This is a genomic window from Enhygromyxa salina (assembly GCF_002994635.1).
GTDB classification, from domain to species: Bacteria; Myxococcota_A; Polyangia; order Nannocystales; family Nannocystaceae; genus Plesiocystis; species Plesiocystis salina_B.
On the sequence record NZ_PVNL01000011.1, the window covers coordinates 1 to 20,766 of the forward strand.

Below are 20,766 nucleotides of genomic sequence, written 5' to 3' on the forward strand. Positions count from 1 at the left end.
GGCCCATGGGGCCGGGGCCTTCGGGGTCGAGGCGGTTGGGGTGGCCCTCGCGGATCGCCTTGAGGTCGGCGCCGGCGCAGAAGCAGTCGCCTGCGCCGGTCAAGATGGCGACGTCGAGGTTGGGGTCGTGGTCGAATCGTTCGAACGCGGCGCTGAGGGCCTCCGCGGTCGGGCGGTCGACGGCGTTGCGACGTTCGGGGCGATCGATCGTGACGATCGCGGTGCGGGCGGTTGTCTCGTAGCGAACGCTCATGGGCTGTGTTCGGCTGGTTTGGTCGGCTCGGCGGCTGGGGCGAGGTCGGCTGGGGCCTCGGCGAGCATCGGGCGGATCACGAAGAACCACACCAGCAGCAACACGAGCGCGACGAGCGGGACAGCGAAGTTCTTGAGGGTCTCCATGATCTGAGCTTCAGAAACTAGCCGATCGCGACCAGGCGCCGGGCCCGGGTGTCGAGCCGCACCCGCGTGCCTTCGGCCAGCCGCGTGCACCCGTGGCAACCGATCAACGCGGACAGGCCCAGCTCGCGGGCCATCAGCGCGCCATGGGCGAGCGCCCCGCCGTACTCGGTGCACACCGCCTGGATCCCGAGCCGCGCGAGCGCGACGGCGGCCTGGGCGGTGAGCGCTGGAATGCACAGGACCGCGCCAGCCTCGGGTGGATCCGCGAGCAGATCGCGAAGGTCACGCCGCTGCGCGATCGGGCCGTCGAAGGAGCCGCCAATGGCGAGGCCGCGCAGACGCCCACCGCAAGGGTGCGGCAGCGGCTGGCCCGCGATGATGCGGCTGGGTGGATCGAGCTCGCGCTGGGACTCGAGCAGCGCGATCCGTCGAGCGAGCTCACGCTCGAGCTCGTCGCCGTCCCCGAGCGCGAGCGGATCCGCGTCGAGGGCCACGAGCTCGGCGCCGTCGAGCAAGAACACGCGGGCGTCGTCAATGTCGAGACGGCGGGCGGCGTAGCGCCACAGGGCCCGCAGCGGAGCCAGGCCACACGCGAACAGGTGATCGTCCCACTCGCCGAGCAGGCCCACGGCCGCGGCCTCGCTGGTGGGTAGTGGCTCGCCTTCTTCCTCTTGTTCGACGTCGTCGAGCAGCTCCGCGAGGCTGGGGCTGGCGATGTCCCACACCGCTGGCAGCACGTCGAGGAAGTGGGCGCGCGCGCGCAGGGTCAGCGGGGTGTCGAGCCGAGCTGCGCGCGGATCAGTCCGTTCGGTCGCGGTCGGGCTGGAGCTCGCGGTGACCCGGGCCAGGCCGGCCCGACGCGCGGGCACCAGGCGATCGACGTAGGCGTCGATCATGTTGAGGAACAACGCCTCGGCGCGATCGAGCGCGACGCGGATCGGCGGCTCGCTGGCGAGCAGCGCGGCGTACTCGGTCAGCATCACGCGGGCGTGGGGGAGCGCCTCGTCGCGCAGCCACTCGAGGGCCTCGTGCACGGACATCACCGACGACGTCGCCAGCGCGGCCGAGCCGAGCGCGCGCGGGAGCACGCGGACGTACAGCCAACCAGCCAAGACCACGGGATCGCCCGACTTTCCCGGTCGCAGGCTGGCCAGCCGGCGCATCACCCATGCGTGGGCCGGGGACAGCGGCGCGGGGTTGTGCTCGCCGTCGAACAGCAGCGAGCCCCGCATGTGCTTTTGTTGACCCTCGCGCGCGACGGCCTCGGAGAACGCGGCCCAACCCGGATGCAGCGGGGCCGTGAGCGGTCGCGCCTGGACCAGCCAGGGCTCGCCGCTGGGATCGACGACGATCTCGAGGTCGACGCCGTGCGGTCCGCCCTCGCTGGCGGCGACCTCGACCGCGAGCTGCTCCACGCGGGCGCGGCTGTCGTCGGGCCACTCGCTCAGCGGCCCGGCCCAGTCCGGCGAGCGTCCCTCGGCCAGCGGCTCGGGCCCGGCGTTGGGGCCGTGGGTCTCGACGTAGAAACGATCGCCCGGCTCCCCGCCGCGCACGACCACGAGCAAGGCCTGGCGAGGGACCTCGCGCTGGATCAGCATGAGCGTGCGGCCGGCGTGGAGGTTGCCGACGCCCTCGAGCGTGCGACCGTGGGCCTCGATCATTGCGAGCGCGCCCTCGAGCTGGGTGAGATCGCGGATCCCGGCGATCGACATACCGAGCCCGGCGCCGCTGGTGTGCTCGCGATCTTCGCGGCTGCCCGCGCTGCGGGCGATGAGGGTGTGCCCGCTCGCGAACTGATCGCGAATCCAGGTGATCATGTCGTCGCCGTCGACCGCCGCGCTCAACACCGCCCGCGCCCGCGCGAGATCCAGGACCACGCCGGGCGGCACCCGCATGCCGCGAGCCGCGAGCGCGTGCTGCCGGGCGACCTTCGGATAGCTGCCGAGATCATCGCGGTCGGGTGTCTCGCCGATCGTGAAGCTCACACGGAGATTCTACGCGCTTCGCCCCGAACTTGGGGGTTGGTCCGTCGTGACGCAAAATCACCGGGTGGACGTCCACCTACCCTGTCCGCCGCTCGCCGAGTGGCTGCCGGTCCGACTGTCGGGACTGAAGGTGGGCGCGTGGGCGCCGAGCGAGGCCCCCCGCCGGGTTCGCTCGACGCTGGGCCAGTGGCCCACGCTCAGCGAGGACGACGACCCCGACGCGCCGAAGCCCGCGCAGCTCGACGCCCTGCTGTTCGGTGTCTGGCTCGAGCGCCCCAACCCGCCGGAGCCGTGCCTCGCCGCGCTGCGTCCCGGGACCCTGATCATCGAGCTCGCGGTCCCGCGTCGGCGCATCGTTCGCGGGCTGCTGGGGATCGAGCCGCGACCGCTCACCCGGGCCGCCGCCGGCCAGGCCCGAGTGCTTCAGTGGCTAGCCCGCGGCTACCATCAGCCCGAGCAGTGGGAGAGCGTCAACCCGCACGGGGTGATCGTCACCCTCGCCCGAGCACGCCACGGCGCCTGAGGGATCTCAGTGAACGGCGCGGGCGAGCGCGAGGATCTCGAACAGCGCCCGCGTCGCGGGTGAGCGGTTGAGCGTGTAGAAGTGGATGCCCGCGACGGTCGACGTCTGCCGCCGAAACGGCCCGCGGCTGGGCGGATCCAGCAGCTCGCGACACTGGTGGGCGGCGTAGCTGACCCCGGTCCAGAACACCTCTTGCGGATCGTAGCCGTCGGTGGTCTCGGCGATGCCATGCAGGCGGCTGCGCAGCATGTTGGGGATCGACGCGCCGCACATCTTGGTGAACCGCTCGATCTGCTTGACGTTGGTGATCGGCATGACGCCAGGGATGATCGGCACGGAGATGCCGGCCCCGCGCACGCGATCGATGAACCCGAAGTACGCGGCGTTGTCGAAGAACAGCTGGCTGATCAAGAACTCGGCGCCCGCGTCGACCTTGGCACGAAGGTGGCGAAGGTCGGCTTCGTCGCTCTCGGCTTCGGGGTGGATCTCGGGGTAGCAAGCCCCGCCCACGCACAGCTCGGGCCAGCGATCGCGCAGCCACGCGCACAGCTCACTCGCGTAGCGAAACCCGCCGGGGGTGTGCTCGAACTGGGTCTGCCCACGCGGCGGGTCCCCGCGCAGCGCCAAGATGTTGCGGACCCCCGCCTCGAGCAGCCGCTCGACCACGGCTTCGATCTCGTCGCGGGTGCTGCCGACGCAGGTCAAGTGGGCGAGCGGCTCGATCCCCAGCTCGCGCTTGATCCTGCCGACGATCTCGACCGTGCGCGTGCGGGTGCTGCCGCCTGCACCGTAGGTCACCGAGACAAAGTCGGGCTCGAGCGGGGCGAGCTGCTCGAGGCTGCGCCACAGCACGCGCTCGCCCTTCTCGTTGTTGGGCGGGAAGAACTCGAAGCTGAACACTGGGCGCTTGTGGGCCAGTCGATCGCGGATCAGCATGCCGTCCCCCCAATAGCACGCCCCCAACACCGCGCCCATTGTCGTCTGGCTCCCGCTCGCGGGGCACGTTCACGGCCGATCAAGGCCGCTTGGGAGCGCCAAAGGGATCGACGATCTCCGGCGCGAAGCTGTGGTCGTCACCGGGCTTCGGCTCGGTCTTCGGCTCGGGCTTGGGCTCGACCACGGGCTTCGGCTCCGGCTTCGGTTCCTGCTTGGGCTTGGGCTTGCTCGGTTTCGGCTTCGCTTCGGGTCGTTCAGGCTCCGGAGCGGGCTCGGCCGGAGCCGCGGGCGCCGGCTCCAGAACAAACTCGAGGTCTCGATCACGAGTGGGCGTGACAACGACGTGCAGGTCTTCGTGGCCCTCGGCCCGCAGCACCAGCTCGATGGCCACGTCGCCGATCGGGACCGCGGTCTGGGTGACGATGCCGGACTCACCCGACACGGGCTCGGACGCGATCGGTTGACCGCGGGCGTCGAGCAGCGTGACCGGTACATTGGTGTGGAACCGCAAGCTGGCGACAGCTGGCTGGATCGGCGTAGCGACGCTGGGCTCCCGCTGCGCTCGGGGAGCCTCGGCCGGCGCGACCCCGGGCACCTCGTCTGGCCCAAGTCGACCACCGAGCAGCACGGCCGCGTAGGTCAGCGCGATCACAGCGACAACCGCGACAAACCAGATCGCGAGCACCCGCGCGGGAGAGCGTGCCGAGCTCTCGCTCGTGGTCGGCTCCGCGGCGCTCGGCAGCTTGGCCCCGACCGGGAGCGTCGCCGCGATCGGCAAGGTCGCGCCGATCGGCAGCGTCGGCCCGATCGGCAGCGTCGATCCCCGCGGCCCCGCGCGCTCGGCCGGGCTCATGCCCGCCCGCCCCGGTCCGTCCAACAGCGTGCGCTCGGTCAGCAGCGGCATGGTGTGACGCTCGAGCAGCTCGACGGGCGCGCCGGTCCCCACCGCAGCGATCGCCTGCTCCATCTGCGTCATCGAGGCGAAGCGATGGTCGGGATCCTTGGCCAGCGCCCGCAGCACGATGGCGTCCATCTCGTCGCTGATCCCCGCCTCGGGCGCCCACCTCGAGGGTGGCTCGGGCGGCTCGAGCAGATGTTTTTGGCGCATCGCCGGGAACGTGTCGGCCTTGAACGGCACGCGCCCACACAGCAGCTCGTACATCATGATGCCAGCGGCGTAGATGTCGGCGCGATGATCGGTCGGGCGGCCGCGGGCCTGCTCGGGCGACATGTAGTCGGGCGTCCCCAGCACCATCCCGGTTCGGGTCAGGCGCAGGCCACCGCTGACCTGCATCTTGGCCAGCCCAAAGTCGAGGACCTTGATGTAGTCGGGATCCTCGTGTCGACCGACCCGCAGCACGTTCTCCGGCTTGACGTCGCGATGGATGATGCCGACGTCGTGCGCGGCCTGCAGCGCGCGACACAGCTGGCTCATGATGTGCGCGATCCGTGGCCACGCGAGCGGAGCCTCGCGCTTGCAGATCGCCGACAGCGACTCGCCCCGCAGGTGCTCCATGACCAGGTACGCCGATCCGTCGGCCTCCTTGCCAAAGTCGACCACCCCGACGACGTTCTCGTGATCGATCAGCGAGACCGCGCGGGCTTCTTGCAAGAAGCGCTCGGCGATGTCCTTGCGCTGGGCGTAGCGGCGATTGAGGACCTTGACCGCGAAGGTCTTGGGCAGCGTGGTGTGGCGGGCCACGTAGACCGTGCCCATCCCGCCCTTGCCGAGCATGCGCACCAGCTCGAAGCGCTCGCGGATGATGTCGCCCGCCCGATCATCAGGCTCGGCGCTTCGCTGGACCACGAGCGGCTTGGCCCCCTCGTCGGGGTTGGCAGCCTGGCGGTCCTGCAGCGCCATCGTGGGCGCGATCGTCTGCGTCATCGCGCTGATCAGAGAGTCCGGCGCTCCACCGCCGCTGATCGTCTCGGACTCGAGCACCGAGCGCTCGAGGTCATCTTCGGGCCCGGCCTGCGTCTCGCCGAGTGCGTCGGTCAGCGCCACCGGGGGCAGTATATGACCCCCCCACGACCGCACCACCGGGAACGACGGTCCATGCAGCGCCAGCGACTCAGCCAGCGGCTCAAAAAGTACCGCTGAAGCCGAGCCCCGCGTAGCCGGGGGCCACGTTGGGCAGCACCGACACGTTGCGCAGCCGCGCAGCCTTGTTGCGCTGCAGCCCGATGACCAGCAGGGCGATCCCTGCGCCGAGGAACACGGGCGCGACGATGCCCCCGGTGACCGCGAGCGCGTTCATGGTCCGGCCCGACTTGCGCGCGGCGTCCCGCTCGGTCGAGAACGGCGCGGCCGCGTCAAAGTCCTTCTGCGCAGACCCGCCGAGCACCAGCCCGGCGACCAACAGACCCGCTCCAGCCGCGCCAACACCGATCATCACGCCGCCACCAATGACGAGGCCGCGACCGGGGTTCTCATCGACGAACACCTCGACGGGCTCGTCGTTGGGCTTCTCTTCGGGCTTCTCTTCGGGCTTGTCCTCGGGCTCCTCGGCTGCGGCGAGCTTGGCCAGGATGTCCTCGATCTTGCCCTTCTCACTGGCGATCTCGCTGGTCAGCTCGGTGCCAGCGGACTCGAGCGAGGCCTCGTACTCGTCGAGCAGGAGCTTGGCGTCGTCGATGTGTGACCGGTCTTGGTCACCTCGGTAGGCCCGCAGGTAGGCGTCGAGCGCCACGTTCATCAGGGTCTGGCGGGTGGCCGAGTTGCTCGGGGACTCGGGCAGCGTTCGCACGGCCTGGGCCCACAGATCTCCAGCAGCCCCGTAGTCGCCACCGTCGAATTTTTCCTGACCTTGGGTGTACAGATCCTCGAAGCTCGGCGCAGCTTGGGCGACGTGAATTGGCGCCGTCACCAAGGCGACGGTGAGGAGGCTAGCGAAGAGACGCGACGGCATGCTCATGTGGCGGCCCATGACCGGGCGGACCATAGCACGAGGGGCGGCGGCGATACGACTCTCGGGCACCCTTTGGATGGCCCGGCGGACGGCCGTCCGCGATCGCCGCGCGACCTGGCTCGTCCGCTGGGCCCGGCGCAGCAGTGGGGCCAGCCGGCGAGCCGTGATAAAACCGGCCTCAAAATGCCTTACCAGGTCTCACGCACCGACACGGGTCAGTTCGTCTTGATGGACCCATCCACGGACACGGTCATCATCGACGACGAGCTCGCGGCGGGCTTCGAAAAGCTCGAGCGCGCGGTCGCAGACAAGCCCGCGACGACGCCCGCTCCAGGGGTGAGCGCGGGCGGCCTGGCAGGCGCCGACGCGACGACCCAGGGCTCCTCGGCGTTCAGCTTTCAGGGCGGACCTCGCTACACGCCGATCTTGCTGGGCGTGGTGCTGCCGTTCGCGTGGTTGGCGGTGCTCTACTTCGCGCTCTCGAACTTGCTGTCCGAGCACGCCCTCGACCGCGGCGCAGCCGAGCAGACCCAGACCCAGATCCAGGAGCTCGAGCGCGACGTCCAGTCACTTCGCAGCGAGATCTCTGGGGCGCCCCGCTCGGCCAAGACCAAGCCGCAGCGCAAGTCCAAGTCGGCAAAGGCCAAGCCCGCGTCGGTGTCGGGCACAGCGGTCCGCGAGGTCGCTCCTGACGACGACGACGACGACGACGACGACGACGACGCCGTCCAAGACGACTGAGCGCGCGCTCGGGATCACCCAGCCCGCGCCACCAGATCGAGGCCCACCGTGGAGTTCAACTCGCTCGAGTACGTGCTGCTGCTGGTCGTCTCCAGCTTGCTGTTCTTCGGCGCGGGCTATCGGGCCCGACTGATCATCCTGATCGCCGCGAGCTTGATCTTTTATGCGGCCTGGAACGTGCCGCTGGTCAGCCTGATCGTGATCTCGGCGGTGATCGACTTCACCGCCGGGCGGCTGCTCGGGCGCTATGGCAGCGATCAGGCCCGCAAGCGCAAGGCCGTGCTGGCGGTCAGCCTGATCGTGAACCTCGGGCTGCTCGGCTACTTCAAGTACGCCAACTTCTTCCTGGACAACCTGCACGCCGCGTTTGATCTGGGCCCCGGCGCCGAGTTTCTGGACATCGTGCTGCCGCCCGGCATCAGCTTCTACACGTTCCAGACCATGTCCTACACGATCGACGTCTACCGCGGAAAGATCCGCCCGACGTCCTCGTTCTTGCGCTTCTTCTTGTATGTCTCGTTCTTTCCGCAGCTGATCGCAGGCCCGATCGAGCGCGCCGGGCACTTGCTCGTGCAGTTCGATCAGGCCGCCAACCGGCGGTTCGAGGTCGACAACCTCGTCAACGGCGCGCAGATGATCGTGTTCGGGATGTTCAAGAAGGTGGTCATCGCCGACCACTGCGGGCGGCTCGTCGATCAGGTCTACGCCGATCCCGGGGTCTACGACGGGTGGAGCGCGTTGATTGCGACCTACGCGTTCACCCTGCAGATCTACTGCGACTTCTCAGCCTACAGCGAGATCGCTCGGGGCTCGGCGCGGATCTTTGGCGTCGACCTGATGCGCAACTTCGATCAGCCCTACCTGACCAGCAACATCTCGGACTTCTGGCGACGCTGGCACATCTCGCTGTCGAATTGGTTTCGCGACTACGTGTACATACCGCTGGGCGGCAACCGCAAGGGCAAGACCCGCACGCTCGCGAACCTGACGATCACCATGTTCTTGTCGGGCCTGTGGCACGGCGCGGCCTGGACCTTCGTGATCTGGGGCCTGTACCACGGGGTGTTGTTGCTGCTCCACGCGCAGGTCGGCCAGCGTCTGCGCGCGCGCTTGCTCGGCGGCTCGGCCGGGGCCAGGCCTGACTACCTCGGTCTCGGCGTGCGGTTCGGGTCGTGGTTTCTGTGCTTTCACCTCGTCGTGTTTGGCTGGATCTTGTTTCGCGCCAGGGACCTCGAGCAGTTTGGGATCGTGGTCCGCTCGATCGCCCGCGACGTCGCCGGGGTGTTCGTCGGTGGGTCAGGTCCGAGTCGGGAGCAGGCCTTGTTCTTGCTCGGGCTCGCCGGGTTCTTGTGGGTCTCGGCGATCGAGCGGCGCTATCGCGTGATCGATCGAATCTGGGCCTCGCCGATCTCCGCGGTCGTGTTCGCGACGGCGCTGATCGTCGCCATGATGCTGCTCGGCCTGCGCGATGGGCCTGCGTTCATCTACTTTCAGTTCTGAGCCTCCGTTCAGGTCAGCCACCCGATGCGCGCGCATACCCACGAGCCCGGCCAGGCCAGCGACGCAGCTCGCTCGGTGGCCGCGGGCGGTCCGTGGGTGAAGATCGTCGCGGTCGTGGTCCTGCTGATCTGCGTGGATCTGGCGCTCGCGCTCGGCCCCACCCAGTCCAGCGCGTCCGATCCCAACCCCAGCAGCAGCGCCGACATCCGCGCGAGCTTGGAGTCACTCGCGACCGCGGCCGGCGAGGGCCGGCCCGCGCTGTTGCTGATCGGTGACTCGGTCCTGGCCGGCGATGTCATGGCCAGCACGGTCGAAGACTGGCGCTCGCAGCGGGTCGTCGATCACATGCGGGCCGAGCTCTCGTACGACAGCGACGCGGAGATCCAGCAGGTCGCCCTCGACGGGCTGCTGCCGATCGACGCCCTGCACCTGGTCGCGGAGCTCGATCGCGTGGATCCGCGCGGCGAGGTCGATGTCGTGTTCGAGCTCAACCTTCGCTATTTCTCGCGCGAGTACGGCCGCAAGATCGATTGCACGCGCGAGCAGCTGTGCGAGCTCGGGCGCGTGTCGCTGTCCGCGTCCCCGACCCACGGTTCCGTCGCCGCCGAGATCCCCGAGCTCACGGCCGGGAGCTGGCAGCGGGCCGCGATCGGGTTGGCCGAGGCTGGCGGACTCGGCCGCGACTGGCTGGTCGAGCGCACCCCCGTTCATCGCCACCGTCAGCGGCTGCGCCAGCTCGAGCTCGATGGCGTGCAGGGGCTGTTGGTCCGCCGCGATCCTCAGACCACGGAACCACCAGACGATCCGCAGCACCGCGCGCAGGGCCTGGCCCGGGTCCAAGAGCACTACCGCCGCTCGACCCTCACGCCGTCCCACGCCCAGGTCCAGGCCCTCGACGCGATCCTCGATCGCCTCCAGGCCCGCGGCCGCAAGGCCACGCTGTTCTTGACCCCGCTCGAGGATCCCTTCGTGCGCGCGACCTTGCGAGGCAACCGGCTGACGCGTCGGTACGAACAGATCGCCACGCTCGTCAACGACCGCCGGGCCGACCCTGACGAGCTCGCGCTGATCAACCTGGATCACCCCGCGTTCGAGCCCCACGCCTTCTTGGATCACGTGCACCTGCGGCCCGAGGGCAACCGGCTGCTGGCGATCAACCTGCTCCACGAGCTGGGCCTGCCGCTGCGCTCGCGCCCGCTCGACTGGATGCTGGTTCACAGCGAGGACCACGACCGCACGCTGGTCCATCGGCGCGGCACCGGGTACGCCGACGGGGCCGGCTGGGAGGCCTTGCTCCGCGATCCTCGGGGCGTGGCCGTCAGCCCCGATGGGTCCTGGATCGTGATCGCCGACACCGGAAACCACGCGCTTCGGCAGCTGCGCGGCAACATGCAATTTCTCGAGCGGCTGGCCGGCAAGCCGACCGAGAGCGGGCGCAGCGACGGCGAGGCGCTCGAGCACGCCCGGCTGACAGAGCCACGCTCGCCAGAGATCGTCGGCGAGCGCGTGTACTTCATCGACGGTGAGACTCGCAGCCGGGTCCGCGAGCTGGCCGACGGGTTTGTGCGGACGCTGGCGTGGGACGGCCCGACCTGCGCCCACTATGACGTGCTCGAGGCGGGCCAGCTCGACGCGCGCGAGTGGCTGTACTTGCTGTGCGCCGATGATCGCATCCTCTCGGTCGACCTCGCGGCCGCCCGCGCCACGCTGATCTCGAGTCCGCGCGCCCCGGTCCTCGCCGATCCCCAAACCGGCGCGCCGCGGGGCTACGAGACCATCGAGCCGACCCACGACGGCCGCCTGCTGTTCGCCGACGGCAGCTCCGCGATCTGGCAGCTGGACCTGCGCAGCGACGGCCGAGCTCGGGCGCCGCGGCGGGTCTACGACAACCAGGGCGAGGAGCTGATCCCCGACGAATTCGGCCAGACCTATCCGTTCGGCTTCGACGAGATGCGCTTCGAGCAGATCGTCGACATGGAGTGGGTCGAGCGCTACGGCGCGCTGTTGATCCAAGACCAGCAAGAGCTCGGCGGCGGCAACTCGCGCCTACATCGCGAGCAGACCGAGCGCATCCACCTGCGCCTGGTCGACCTCGACAACCGCATGATCCTGCCGTGGATCAAGGCGATCCCCCACTCCGAGGCGTTTCACATGTGGAACGCCAAGACCGAGAACTTCGTCTCGTACTATCACCTCGGGGCCATGGCGATCGCCCGCGATGACGCCTCGCTGGTCTGGGTCGAGCACGATCGCTCCCGCGTGTTTCGCCTGGCCGACGGCCTGCTCGGCGTGCAGAAGACCGGCAACCTGCACACGCACTACGGCGCGATCCACCTGTTCAACCCGATCAGCAGCGAGGGCTCGGCGTGGGTCGGCAACAACTGGCGACCCGATCGCTTCATGGGCACGCGCCACGAGCCGATCCCGCGCCGCGGGCCGTTCGTGGCGCTGATGGTCGGCTCGTCGATGTCGTCGGTCTCGGATCGGATCGGCAGCTACTCGCTCGGCCGGCGGCTCGAGCTCGAGCTGCAGGCCGAGCTCGGCGTCCGCGACAACATTCGCCTCGACCTGTTTCAGCGGACCGCCAGCGCCGCGGCCTTCTACTACAGCGCGGGCATGTTCGAGGAGTTCGTGGAGGGCGGCGGCCCGCCCCCGGACGTGCTGTTGTTCGAGCTCCACGACTTCAACCATCGCTTCTTCCGCGGGACCAAGACCCAGAGCGAGCGCATCGCCCAGCTCGGCAAGATCGAGGCGCTCGCCGCCCGCTATGGGACCCTGGTGATCTTTTATGACAACTCCGCGATCCAGTCGCGGCTGCGCGACGGGCTGCGCCACACCCACCGGGAGCTGCGCGAGCTGATCGCCGACGCCAAGCGCCTAGGGTTCGTGGTGCTCGAGCCCTCGGACTGGCTGCTGCGCGAGCTCTTGAGCGAGAGCCCGTGGGGCAGCCAGCCGTGGGCCTCGGGCGGGCACCACGGCTCGGCCTGGGCGATCGATCTGACCGCCCGCGCGCTGGCGGCCATGAGCTACCCGGTGATCAGCGAGTTCCTGCGTGAGCGTGAGCCGGCGCGGCTGTCCGAGCGAGACCCGAGCAGCTTCGACGATGGCGACCCGGGCGAGCGGCTGCTCGCGGCGTTCGAGGGGACCATGGACGCGATCGATCAAGAGGCGCTGCTCGGGGTCTCTGCGGCCTACATGCAGCGCGCCTACGAGAGCCGGCAGGTCCGGATCTACGTCGATCTGAGCGGGTTCGAGGCGCTCGGTCGCAGCGAGCGCGAGCTCGAGCTGGTCGCCGTCTCGGTGCTCTACGCGGTCCTGGTCGACGAGGTCTACGGCGAGCTGGCGACCGCCGCCAGCATCGAGCTGCTCGAGTTTGCCAACTACGACGAGTACGGGGCGGGCGTGCTCGACTCGGCGAGCGCGGTGTGGTCGCGCAGCTTCGATCGGGCCTCGCTCGAGCAGTTCTTGCAGGGCTACGTCGCCGCGAGCGGGGGTCCAGAGTGAGCGGAGCCGACCCCCGCGTGCCCACGCACTGGGACGGCGCGCGGCTCGTCGACGGGCCGACGAGCCGCAACGCGTCGCCGTGGGGGCGGATCCTCGGCGTGGTGATCTTGCTGCTGGGCTTCGACCTGGCGCTGGGCATGATCCCCAGCAAGGACGAGCGCGAGCAGTCGGGGCAGGCATTCACAGCGGAGCCCAACCCTGCGACCGGGGCCGAGCTGCGGCGCACGCTCGAGGCCGCGACCACGGCCGCGAGCGAAGGGCGATCGCTGCTGTTGATCGGCGACTCGGTGCTGGCCGGCGACGTGCTGGCCGCCGATCGACCGCACGACTGGCAGCGCCACCGCGTGATCGACTACATGCAGCGAGAGCTCGCCGGTCACGCCGACGCGAGCCTGCATCAGATCGCGCTCGACGGCCTGCTTCCGGTCGACGCCCTGCACCTGGTCGCCGAGCTCGACCGCATTGATCCAGCGGGCCGCGTCGAGCTCGTGCTCGAGATCAACCTGCGCTACTTCTCGGCCCAGTACGCCGAGCAGCGCGAGTGCACCCGCGACGTGCTGTGCAAGCTGGGGACCGCGGCGTTCGACGCCGGGGGTCGGCCGCTGTTGCGCAGCTGGCAGGGCCTCGTCACCGCCGCCGCCGGGACCGGCGACTGGCTGCGCGAGCGGGTGCCCGTGCACCGACGACGCCCGCGGCTCGAGCTCGAGCGGCTCGATGCGCTCTCGGGCCTCGCGGTCGTGCGTGGCGCAGACGGGAGCGACGAGGCGATCGACCAGACTCCGAGCGACGCCAGCGAGCTCGACGAGCTCGACGAACTCGACGGGGAGGCCGAGCTCGAGGGCCGCGCCCGGGTCCGCGAGCACTACCGCAGCGCCGCGCTGCGATCCACCCACGAGCAGCTGCGCGCGCTCGATCAGCTGCTCGAGCACCTCGACGCCCACGACCGCCCCGCGACCTTGTTCGTGACCCCGCTCGAAGATCGCTTCGCCGAGGCCACGATGGGCGAGAGCACGCTCGGCCGCCGCTACACCGCGCTCGCGCGCAAGGTCAACGATCACGAGGATCCCAAGCTGCAGCTCGTCGACCTCGATCACCCGCTGTTCGTCGACGCACACTTCATCGATCACGTGCACCTGTGGCCCGACGGCGCGCGCCTGTTGGCGATCAACCTGCTGCACGAGCTCAACCTGCCCCTCGCGCAGCGGCCCTTCGAGGCAATGATGATCCACCCCGAGGGCCACGATCGCAGCTTGGTCCACCGGGTGAGCACTGGCTACAACGAGGGCGGCGCGTGGCAGGCCGAGCTGCGGAAGCCCGAGGGCGTCGCGGTCAGCGCCGATGGCACCCGCGTGGTCGTGGCCGACACCCAAAATCACGTGCTTCGCGAGCTGCGCGGCAACATGCAGTTCGTCGAGACCATCGCCGGTCGTCCCCGCGAGCCCGATCAGATCGACGGCTGGGCCCGGGTCGACGCGCACTTGGTCGAGCCGCGAGAGCCCGAGCTGCGCGGCGACGAGGTGTGGTTCATCGACGGCGAGCAGCGCGAGCAGGTCCGCGTGCTCGACGACGACTGGGTCCGGACCGTGCGCTGGTCGGGCCCGAGCTGCGCCAGCTATCTGCGCCTGCGGGCCCGCGCCGGGGGGATCTGGATGCTGTGCGGCGACGGTCGCTTGCTGCTGCTCGACGTCGACCATCACCGCGCGCGGGCCGTGTCCGAGGTCTCGATGAGCCCGCTGGTCGCGTTCGACGTGGGGCCCACGGCGGCCTACCTAGGCGACGCCGACGGCCGCCTGTGGCAGCGGGAGCTCGTGAACGCCGACACCCCCGAGAGCCTGGAGCTGGGCACCTGGGACCTGGTGTTTCGCAACGTCGGCGAAGACCTGCTGCCCAACGGCCACCGCGTTGGGTTCCCCTATCACTACGACGAATTGCGCCTCGCCAAGATCGTGGATCTGCGGTTCATCGAGCGCTACGGCGGGCTGTTGATCGCCGATGAATTCCCGCTCGAGAACCCCAGCGAATCGCTCGAGAAGCGGTGGACCGAGCGCGTGCACCTGCGCTACTTCGACCTCGACGCCGCGCGGGTGTTGCCGTGGCTCAAGCCGCTGACCCACGGCGACGGCCACGTGCTCTACAACGAGAGCGTCGACCAATACGCGTCCTACTGGCACCTCGGCAGCATGGCGATCGCCCAGGACGACGCGTCCATGATCTGGGTCGAGCGCCAGCGCTCGCGGATCGTGCGGATCGCCGATGGCCTGCTGGGCGTGGCCAAGACCGGCAATCACCACACCAAGGCCGTGACCGTGCCGATCCTCATGACGATCGCCTCGGTCGGGCCCAAGGTCGCGGCCCAGCTGCGGCCGGATCGCTACTTGGACCGGCGCTACGAGCCGCTCGCGCGGCGGGGGCCGTATGTCGCGCTGCTGCTGGGGTCATCGCTGAGCTCGATGTCCGACCGCTACTCGAACTACTCGCTCGGCCGCCGACTCGAGCAGGAGCTGCAGCGCGAGCTGGGCTACCGCGACGGGGTTCGCCTCGATCTGTTTCAGGTCTCGTGGGGGGCCGCGTCGTTCGGCGAGAACGTCAACAACTTCGCCAACTGGATGGGCACCTCGGTCCCGCCCGACGTGGTGTTCATCGAGGCCCAGGACTTCGGCGGCAGCTACGTGCGCGACACCAAGACCCCCGGCGAGGTCAACGCGGCGTTCGCCAAGCTACAGCGCTTCGCCGAGCGCTACGACACCCTCGTCGTGTTCTATGACCTGTCCTCGATCGAGTCCAACCGCCGCGACGGCATGCGCTCGACCGACTCGGGCACCCGCCGGTTGCTCGACAAGGCCGAGCAGCTCGGCTTCGTGGTGCTGGACCCCGGCGATCGCTTGCTCCCACAGTTGCTGACGCACTCGCCGTGGGGCAATCAGCCGTTCGACGACAACCAGCATCACGGCTCGACCTGGGCCGTCGACATCACCGCGCACACGCTCAGCGGCATGGTCGGACCGCTGCTGCGCGACTTCTTCGCTGATCGGGTGCCGGCGCGCGAGCGCGAGGTCGACCCGGCCGTGTTCGACGCGAACGAGGGCACCCGCAGGCCGCTGCGGCTCGCGCTCGAGGAGCTCGAGCTCGACGGCGTGGAATTGCCCGATGTCTCGATCACCCATGTCCAGACCAACTACGTCAACCGACAGCTGCAGGTGTATGTCGACACCGCCGGACTCGACGACGCCATGAAGCAAGCGAGCTGGGATCGGGTCGCGGCCGCCGTGATCGTGATGGTCTTGCAAGACGATCTCTACGCGGACCTGGCCGAGTCGCTGAGCTTGGAGCTCGTTGAATTCTCGAACTACGACGAGTATGGCAACGGCGTGCTGAGCTCGGCCAATTCGGTGTGGGCCCGGAAGTTCGATGGCGGCAGCTTGCGCAACTTCATGCGTAAGCACGCGCGCTGAGACCACGAGCCACACCGCCGTCCGCCCGGTCGCCTCGGGCCCTACCGGAAACCAGCGGCCTGTGTCATCATCCCGCGCTTGAACCCGCGAGATTGCTGGTTTTACCCCCCAGTCGGGCGAGGCTTCTGCCCCGCTTGCGGACGACGTGCGGGATTGATCTGGTGGTGAGCGTAAACGACATCTGGGTGATCGCCCGCTTCGAGATCGTGCGGCACCTCCGCTCGCGGCACGCGATCGTGGCGGGGCTGCTGCTGATCGCGTTTTGCGGGTTTGGGGCCTACGAGCTGGCGCAGTTCGCCGACAAGCTCGCCGAGCTCGACCGCGACCTCGGCCCCGCGCTCGACATGATCGCGGGCATGGTCGAGAGCCTGACCGATCTCCCCGTGATCGGGATTCGCGGCCTGCTGCGCGAGCACCCCCCCGTGCTCGTCGCGCTGTTCGCCCTGGTCATGTTGTTCATGCCCCTGCTGTGCATCATCTTGACCTACGACCAGACCGCGACCGACATCGAGACCCGCCACGTTCGCTACCTGCTGTTTCGCAGCGACCGGGTCTCGATCTACCTGGGCAAGGCCGCTGGCGCGCTGGTGCTCGTGTCGCTTGCGATCGCGCTGGTGCTGCTGATCTTCGGGGTGTTCCTGGGCGTTCGCTCCAGCGCGCTCGAAGGCTTGGAGGGGGTCGTGTATCTGGGGCGGATCTGGCTGACCGCGTCCCTCTACGCGGTGCCCTTTGTCGCGCTCTTGGCCCTGAGCTCGGCGTTGTTCGGTCGCGCGCGGCGGGCCCTGACGGCGACCTTCCTGTACTGGTTCGCGGTCGGGACCCTGTCGGGGTTGCTGTCGCTGGCCAACGACGGGTTCGAGCGGCTCAGCTATCTGTTCCCGTCGGTCGGCCGGTTCAGCCTGTTGCTCGATGATCCCGCGGCGGTGCGCGGGACGGTGCTCTACCTGCTCGCGTTCAGCCTGGTCGCTGGCCTGCTGGGGCTGTGGCGGTTTCGGAGTCGTGACCTATGACCGCCGCGCTTCGCGTCACCGGACTCAGCAAGTCCTACGGCAGCCTTCAGGCGCTGCGGGGCATGAACCTCGAGGTCCAGCCCAGCCAGATCTTTGGCGTGGTCGGGCCCAACGGCGCCGGCAAGACCACGTTGTTCTCGGTCGTCAGCGGGTTCTTGCCGGCTGACGCGGGCGAGGTCGAGATCGCGGGCAAGCGCCTGAGCCGGGGCCAACCACCACCAAAAGGCTCGCTCTCGATCCTGCCGCAGGACGCGGGCTTCATCGCCGAGCTCGACCTCGGGATGCAGCTGGTCCTCTACGGCGAGCTGCAGGGCCTAAGCCGGGCGCGGGCCCAGGACGAAGCCCGCCGGGTCCTGAAGCTGGTCGGGCTGTCGGAGGTCTACGATCGCAAGGCCAAGACCCTCTCGCACGGCATGCACAAGCGGGTCGGCATCGCGCAGGCGTTCATTGGTGAGCCCACGCTGGTGATCCTCGACGAGCCCACCGCCGGCCTCGACCCGCACGCCGCTCGCGAGATCCGCGCGCTGCTGCGCAAGATCCAGGGCCAGCGCACCGTCATCGTGTCGAGCCACAACCTCGGCGAGGTCGAAGATCTGTGCAACGAGGTCGCGATCCTCGACCAGGGCGTGCTGGTCCGCCAGGACACGATCACCGGGGTGATCGGCGGCGCGCAGCTCGTCGTGTTTCGACTCAGTCGCCCGCCGAGCGACGCCGATCTGGTCGGCCTGCGCGCCCTGCCCTTCGTCACCGACGTGGCCTGGTCAACCGACGACGAGCGGCTCCGCGTGGCCTTCAATGCCGACTCCCAGCCGCCCGGGCCAGCCTCGCGTGACATGGTCTGCGCGCTGGTCGACGCGGGCGTGCTGTTCGTCGAGATGAAGCTGGGCAAGAGCCTGGAGGAGCGGTTCTTGGAGGAGACCCGCGCAGGCGCCGGCTCATGAGCGATGAGATCCGCGACAAATTTTGAGCGCAGGGTCAGGCGTGCCAGCGTCCACGCGATGCGTGAGGACGACTCGGAGCAGGGCGACGACGAGCTCCTCGATGATGTTCCTGGTCCCCCAGGTGAGCCGGCCACGGACGGCAGCTCGCCGGTTCGCACCCGGCGGATCGCCCGCTGGCTGACGCGCAACAGCTGGCTGATCCTCGCGGCTGGGGCCGCGCTGGTGCTGACCCGGGTGGTCGAGTTCGAGCCGCCCGAGCAGGTCCGCATGGACGAAGCCAGCGTGGATCTGGTCGGCGAGGCGCCGAGCCAGGAATTTTCGAGTCAGCTGGGCAACCCCCAGGCGGTCCAGCTGCGCGCGACCTTGCGGCTGTACCCGCGCAATGATCTCGACGTGCGCGAGCCGGATCCGAAGCTCGACGGGACCGCGCGGGTGCTCTCGCAGCCGGTCGTGACCACGATCTATGCGATGAACGCCACGATCGATCAGACCGTGCGCCTCGACGGCGGCGAGCTCGAGATCGACGTCGCCCTGGCCGGGACCCCGCGCCTGGGTGACTCGACCGGGGCCAACAAGGTGCCCAACCTCGACCTCGAGCAAGAGCTGACCGTGACCAGCCGCGAGAAGAAGTGGCTGGGCGACCCGATCCAGCGCGTGCACCTGCACACCCGCGGGACCTTGACGGACCTCGAGGCGCGGCCGTACCGATGGGTGTTCGTCGTCGAGGGCAAGCTGTTCGCGCTCGACCTCGAGCTCAACCGCGCGGTGTGATCACGACGCCGCGAGCGTGCCGCAGCAAGTAGGCCGCGACGCCAAACGCGGTCGACACGTTCAGCGATCCCTTGACCCCGGCCATCGGGATCCGCACGACCTGCTCGCAGCGCTCGACCACGCGGGGGTCGACGCCGGAGACCTCGTGACCGAGGACCAACACGATCGGCGGATCCCCCGGTCCGCCGGCCTCGTTCACGAGCTCGAACAGGTCGCGCGATCGTGGCCCACCCTCGAGCGCCCACAGCCGCTTGCCGGCGTCGACCAGCGCGTTGGCGGCCGCGGCTGGATCGGGGTGATGGCTCCAGGCCACGCTGCGCTCGGCCCCCAGCGCCGTCTTGGCGAATTTCGGGTGGGCGGGCGTCGGCGTGAACCCGCCTAGATGCATGTGACTGACGCCGGCCCCATCGGCGCTGCGAAACATTGAACCGACGTTCCGCAGGCTGCGGACGTTGTCGAGCAGCGCCTCGACCGGGGGCCCCGCCGCGATCCGGCGCTCGGTGATCTCATGGGTGTCATAGACCTCACCCACGAAGATCGTGGGTGACTGGCACAAGGGACAATTCGCCCCGAGCTCGCTCGCTTCGGCCACCGGGAAGCGCAGCCCGCAGCTGGCCGCCTGGCACTCGCGTTGTTGGTACCGCACGGGCGCACCTTAGATCATGCACGTCGCTCAGGTTCCGCTAAGATCCCGAGGCGTGTCGTATCGGGACGAGCAGCAGGCGCTGATGCTCGAGGTCGCAACCCTCGAGCGTGAGAACCAGCGCTTGCAGGCCGAGCTGGCCGAGGCCGAGCAGCGCTTCAAGGGCCTGCTCAGCGGCGAGTACGAGCAGCGCCGCAAGACCGTGCGCAAGTCGTGTGTCATGTGTACGGGCAACTTGCTCCCGGTCGCGATCGTCGCCGGCCACGACGTCCGCAACCCGCTGCCGCTCAAGATGAGCACGCTGCGGTTCGGCTCCCCCGAGGGCGGGTTCACGGCCTCGGCCCCCGTCCGCTCTTACGCGTGCGGAACCTGCGGGTATATCCACAATTTCATCGACATGGATCTCGGCGACCTCGGCGGCACGCTGGGCGAAGTCGGCTAGCCCAGAGCGATCGACACCGGAGTTTACAATCGGCCGGGGGGTCGGGTTCGGTCGCGCCAGCGCGTGGCGGTGGCCTTGGCCCGCGGATGCTTGGCGGTGTGCGCCAGCCTCGCGAGGGCTTCCGGTCCCAGCAGCGCCAGGCCCTCGCGCTCGAGTCGGGGGGCGAGCGCTGCGGCGAGCGGCCCCTCGCCGCCGACCCAGCGCTCGAGCAGCGCGACGTCGACCTCGTAGACGGTGGCTGGCAGCGCGAGCCAGCGCTTGCCGATCTCGCGCAGCTCGTCGGACGCGTGCTCGAGCCAGACCGGCAACAACAGCTCGAGCAGCTCGGGCTCGAGCTCGCGCAAGGTCTCGGCGGTCGGCTCGCGCAGCTGCTGCTGATCCAGCTCGAGGATCGTCGCAATACCTTCAATGAGCGCGCTCGGCTCGAGGCCCAGGCGATCGAGAGACTCGCGCAGGCTGGCCACGCCAGCGTGGGCTTGGTGGGTAGGCGGATCGGCTTCGCCACCGTCGCCCCGCTCGAACTGGTCGCGCCGCTCGAGCTGACGCGTGACCAGGTCGCGCAGCCAGTCCCAGGGTCCGCGCCCTGCCCCGCCCGCTCCCCCCAGCACCTTGTAGCCGAGCGCCTCGAGGGTCCGCAGCCGAGCGGAGAGCAGCGATTCGGCTTCGCCCTCGCCCAGCCACCGCCACGAGAGCATGCGCCCAAGTCCGAGCGCCTCCGGCTCACGGCCGCTGCGCGTGACGTCCTCGGCCCGCGCCTCGCGGACGTTGTGCGCCTGGCCCAGCAAGGTCCGCTTGGTAACCAGCGAGACCCTCGCGTAGCGGTCGGGACCGCGAGCGTGCGTGAGGACCAGCGTGGTGCCGCGGCTTTCGCTCCAGCTCGCCATACCTGCGCGAGTGTTCCATGGATCCCCCGTCTCGAACAGCACCCCGGCCGCACCTCCGCGGCCGTAAGCCATGCTCAGAGGGTCGCGTTCCCCCGCCCCGACGACTCGGACCCCCCAATCGGCACC

At 69.4% G+C, this 20,766-nt stretch carries 17 protein-coding genes; 9 read left to right on the forward strand and 8 right to left on the reverse strand.

Annotated features, from left to right (window positions below; translation table 11 throughout):
• The 3 genes from ENSA7_RS01940 to ENSA7_RS01945 all read right to left on the reverse strand — a co-directional run.
• Nucleotides 1-253, reverse strand: a 253-nt coding sequence (locus tag ENSA7_RS01940) for an enoyl-CoA hydratase-related protein (protein WP_181232950.1), incomplete at its 3' end; no start/stop codon positions are given.
• Nucleotides 250-399, reverse strand: coding sequence for a hypothetical protein (locus tag ENSA7_RS43030; RefSeq protein ID WP_181232952.1), 150 nt, complete (start codon nucleotides 397-399; stop codon nucleotides 250-252). The genes ENSA7_RS01940 and ENSA7_RS43030, both read right to left, overlap by 4 nt.
• 17 nt (nucleotides 400-416) lie before the next feature.
• On the reverse strand, nucleotides 417-2,384 hold the full coding sequence (locus ENSA7_RS01945; RefSeq protein WP_106087475.1) for a PEP-utilizing enzyme: 1,968 nt from the start codon (nucleotides 2,382-2,384) through the stop codon (nucleotides 417-419).
• Between the two features lie 64 nt (nucleotides 2,385-2,448).
• Between ENSA7_RS01945 and ENSA7_RS01950 the strand changes: the two genes are divergently transcribed.
• Nucleotides 2,449-2,907 (forward strand): hypothetical protein, encoded by a 459-nt coding sequence (locus ENSA7_RS01950; RefSeq protein WP_146157220.1) that lies wholly within the window; start codon nucleotides 2,449-2,451, stop codon nucleotides 2,905-2,907.
• A gap of 6 nt (nucleotides 2,908-2,913) precedes the next feature.
• On the opposite strand, the gene metF is transcribed toward ENSA7_RS01950, so the two are convergent.
• The 3 genes from metF to ENSA7_RS01965 form a co-directional block, all read right to left on the reverse strand.
• Entirely contained in the window at nucleotides 2,914-3,843 is a 930-nt protein-coding gene (gene metF / locus ENSA7_RS01955) for a methylenetetrahydrofolate reductase [NAD(P)H] (protein WP_106087519.1), read from the reverse strand.
• Between the two features lie 79 nt (nucleotides 3,844-3,922).
• Nucleotides 3,923-5,848, reverse strand: a complete 1,926-nt coding sequence (locus ENSA7_RS01960) for a serine/threonine protein kinase (RefSeq protein WP_106087477.1) — start codon at nucleotides 5,846-5,848, stop codon at nucleotides 3,923-3,925.
• Between the two features lie 79 nt (nucleotides 5,849-5,927).
• Nucleotides 5,928-6,710 carry a hypothetical protein gene (locus ENSA7_RS01965; RefSeq protein WP_146157221.1) on the reverse strand — a complete coding sequence of 261 codons (783 nt, stop codon included), beginning with the start codon at nucleotides 6,708-6,710 and terminating at the stop codon, nucleotides 5,928-5,930.
• Between the two features lie 225 nt (nucleotides 6,711-6,935).
• Here ENSA7_RS01965 and ENSA7_RS01970 point away from each other — a divergent pair, with 225 nt between their 5' ends.
• The 7 genes from ENSA7_RS01970 to ENSA7_RS02000 all read left to right on the forward strand — a co-directional run bounded on the left by ENSA7_RS01970 (nucleotide 6,936) and on the right by ENSA7_RS02000 (nucleotide 18,671).
• The gene (locus tag ENSA7_RS01970) at nucleotides 6,936-7,493 is read left to right on the forward strand and encodes a hypothetical protein (RefSeq protein WP_106087479.1); all 558 of its coding nucleotides are present in this window, start codon (nucleotides 6,936-6,938) and stop codon (nucleotides 7,491-7,493) included.
• Between the two features lie 48 nt (nucleotides 7,494-7,541).
• A complete protein-coding gene (locus ENSA7_RS01975) occupies nucleotides 7,542-8,993 on the forward strand; it encodes an MBOAT family O-acyltransferase (protein WP_106087480.1) in 1,452 nt (483 codons plus the stop codon).
• 24 nt (nucleotides 8,994-9,017) lie between these two features.
• The gene (locus ENSA7_RS01980; RefSeq protein ID WP_146157222.1) at nucleotides 9,018-12,497 is read left to right on the forward strand and encodes an NHL repeat-containing protein; all 3,480 of its coding nucleotides are present in this window, start codon (nucleotides 9,018-9,020) and stop codon (nucleotides 12,495-12,497) included.
• Nucleotides 12,498-12,514: 17 nt separating this feature from the next.
• Entirely contained in the window at nucleotides 12,515-15,949 is a 3,435-nt protein-coding gene (locus ENSA7_RS01985; protein WP_146157223.1) for a hypothetical protein, read from the forward strand.
• Between the two features lie 164 nt (nucleotides 15,950-16,113).
• Nucleotides 16,114-16,959 carry an ABC transporter permease gene (locus tag ENSA7_RS01990; protein ID WP_146157224.1) on the forward strand — a complete coding sequence of 282 codons (846 nt, stop codon included), beginning with the start codon at nucleotides 16,114-16,116 and terminating at the stop codon, nucleotides 16,957-16,959.
• The gene (locus tag ENSA7_RS01995) at nucleotides 16,956-17,900 is read left to right on the forward strand and encodes an ABC transporter ATP-binding protein (RefSeq protein WP_106087484.1); all 945 of its coding nucleotides are present in this window, start codon (nucleotides 16,956-16,958) and stop codon (nucleotides 17,898-17,900) included. The genes ENSA7_RS01990 and ENSA7_RS01995 overlap by 4 nt, the downstream gene beginning before the upstream one ends.
• Before the next feature lie 57 nt (nucleotides 17,901-17,957).
• Nucleotides 17,958-18,671: a hypothetical protein gene (locus tag ENSA7_RS02000; protein ID WP_106087485.1), complete on the forward strand. Its 714-nt coding sequence runs from the start codon at nucleotides 17,958-17,960 to the stop codon at nucleotides 18,669-18,671.
• On the opposite strand, the gene ENSA7_RS02005 is transcribed toward ENSA7_RS02000, so the two are convergent.
• A complete protein-coding gene (locus tag ENSA7_RS02005) occupies nucleotides 18,655-19,317 on the reverse strand; it encodes an RNA methyltransferase (protein ID WP_106087486.1) in 663 nt (220 codons plus the stop codon). The genes ENSA7_RS02000 and ENSA7_RS02005 overlap by 17 nt on opposite strands.
• A 52-nt stretch (nucleotides 19,318-19,369) precedes the next feature.
• Here ENSA7_RS02005 and ENSA7_RS02010 point away from each other — a divergent pair, with 52 nt between their 5' ends.
• Nucleotides 19,370-19,756 carry a hypothetical protein gene (locus tag ENSA7_RS02010; protein WP_106087487.1) on the forward strand — a complete coding sequence of 129 codons (387 nt, stop codon included), beginning with the start codon at nucleotides 19,370-19,372 and terminating at the stop codon, nucleotides 19,754-19,756.
• Nucleotides 19,757-19,779: 23 nt separating this feature from the next.
• Here ENSA7_RS02010 and ENSA7_RS02015 read toward each other — a convergent pair whose 3' ends face one another.
• A complete protein-coding gene (locus ENSA7_RS02015) occupies nucleotides 19,780-20,712 on the reverse strand; it encodes a hypothetical protein (RefSeq protein WP_146157225.1) in 933 nt (310 codons plus the stop codon).
• Nucleotides 20,713-20,766: the final 54 nt, after the last annotated feature.

Excerpts from the sequence above, each read along its gene's own strand:
- ENSA7_RS01980 (WP_146157222.1), top strand. The coding sequence starts at position 9,018 with ATGCGCGCGCATACCCACGAGCCCGGCCAGGCCAGCGACGCAGCTCGC.
- ENSA7_RS01970 (WP_106087479.1), top strand. The coding sequence starts at position 6,936 with ATGCCTTACCAGGTCTCACGCACCGACACGGGTCAGTTCGTCTTGATG.
- ENSA7_RS43030 (WP_181232952.1), bottom strand. The coding sequence starts at position 399 with ATGGAGACCCTCAAGAACTTCGCTGTCCCGCTCGTCGCGCTCGTGTTG.
- ENSA7_RS02015 (WP_146157225.1), bottom strand. The coding sequence starts at position 20,712 with ATGGCTTACGGCCGCGGAGGTGCGGCCGGGGTGCTGTTCGAGACGGGG.
- ENSA7_RS02000 (WP_106087485.1), top strand. The coding sequence starts at position 17,958 with ATGCGTGAGGACGACTCGGAGCAGGGCGACGACGAGCTCCTCGATGAT.
- metF (WP_106087519.1), bottom strand. The coding sequence starts at position 3,843 with ATGCTGATCCGCGATCGACTGGCCCACAAGCGCCCAGTGTTCAGCTTC.
- ENSA7_RS01995 (WP_106087484.1), top strand. The coding sequence starts at position 16,956 with ATGACCGCCGCGCTTCGCGTCACCGGACTCAGCAAGTCCTACGGCAGC.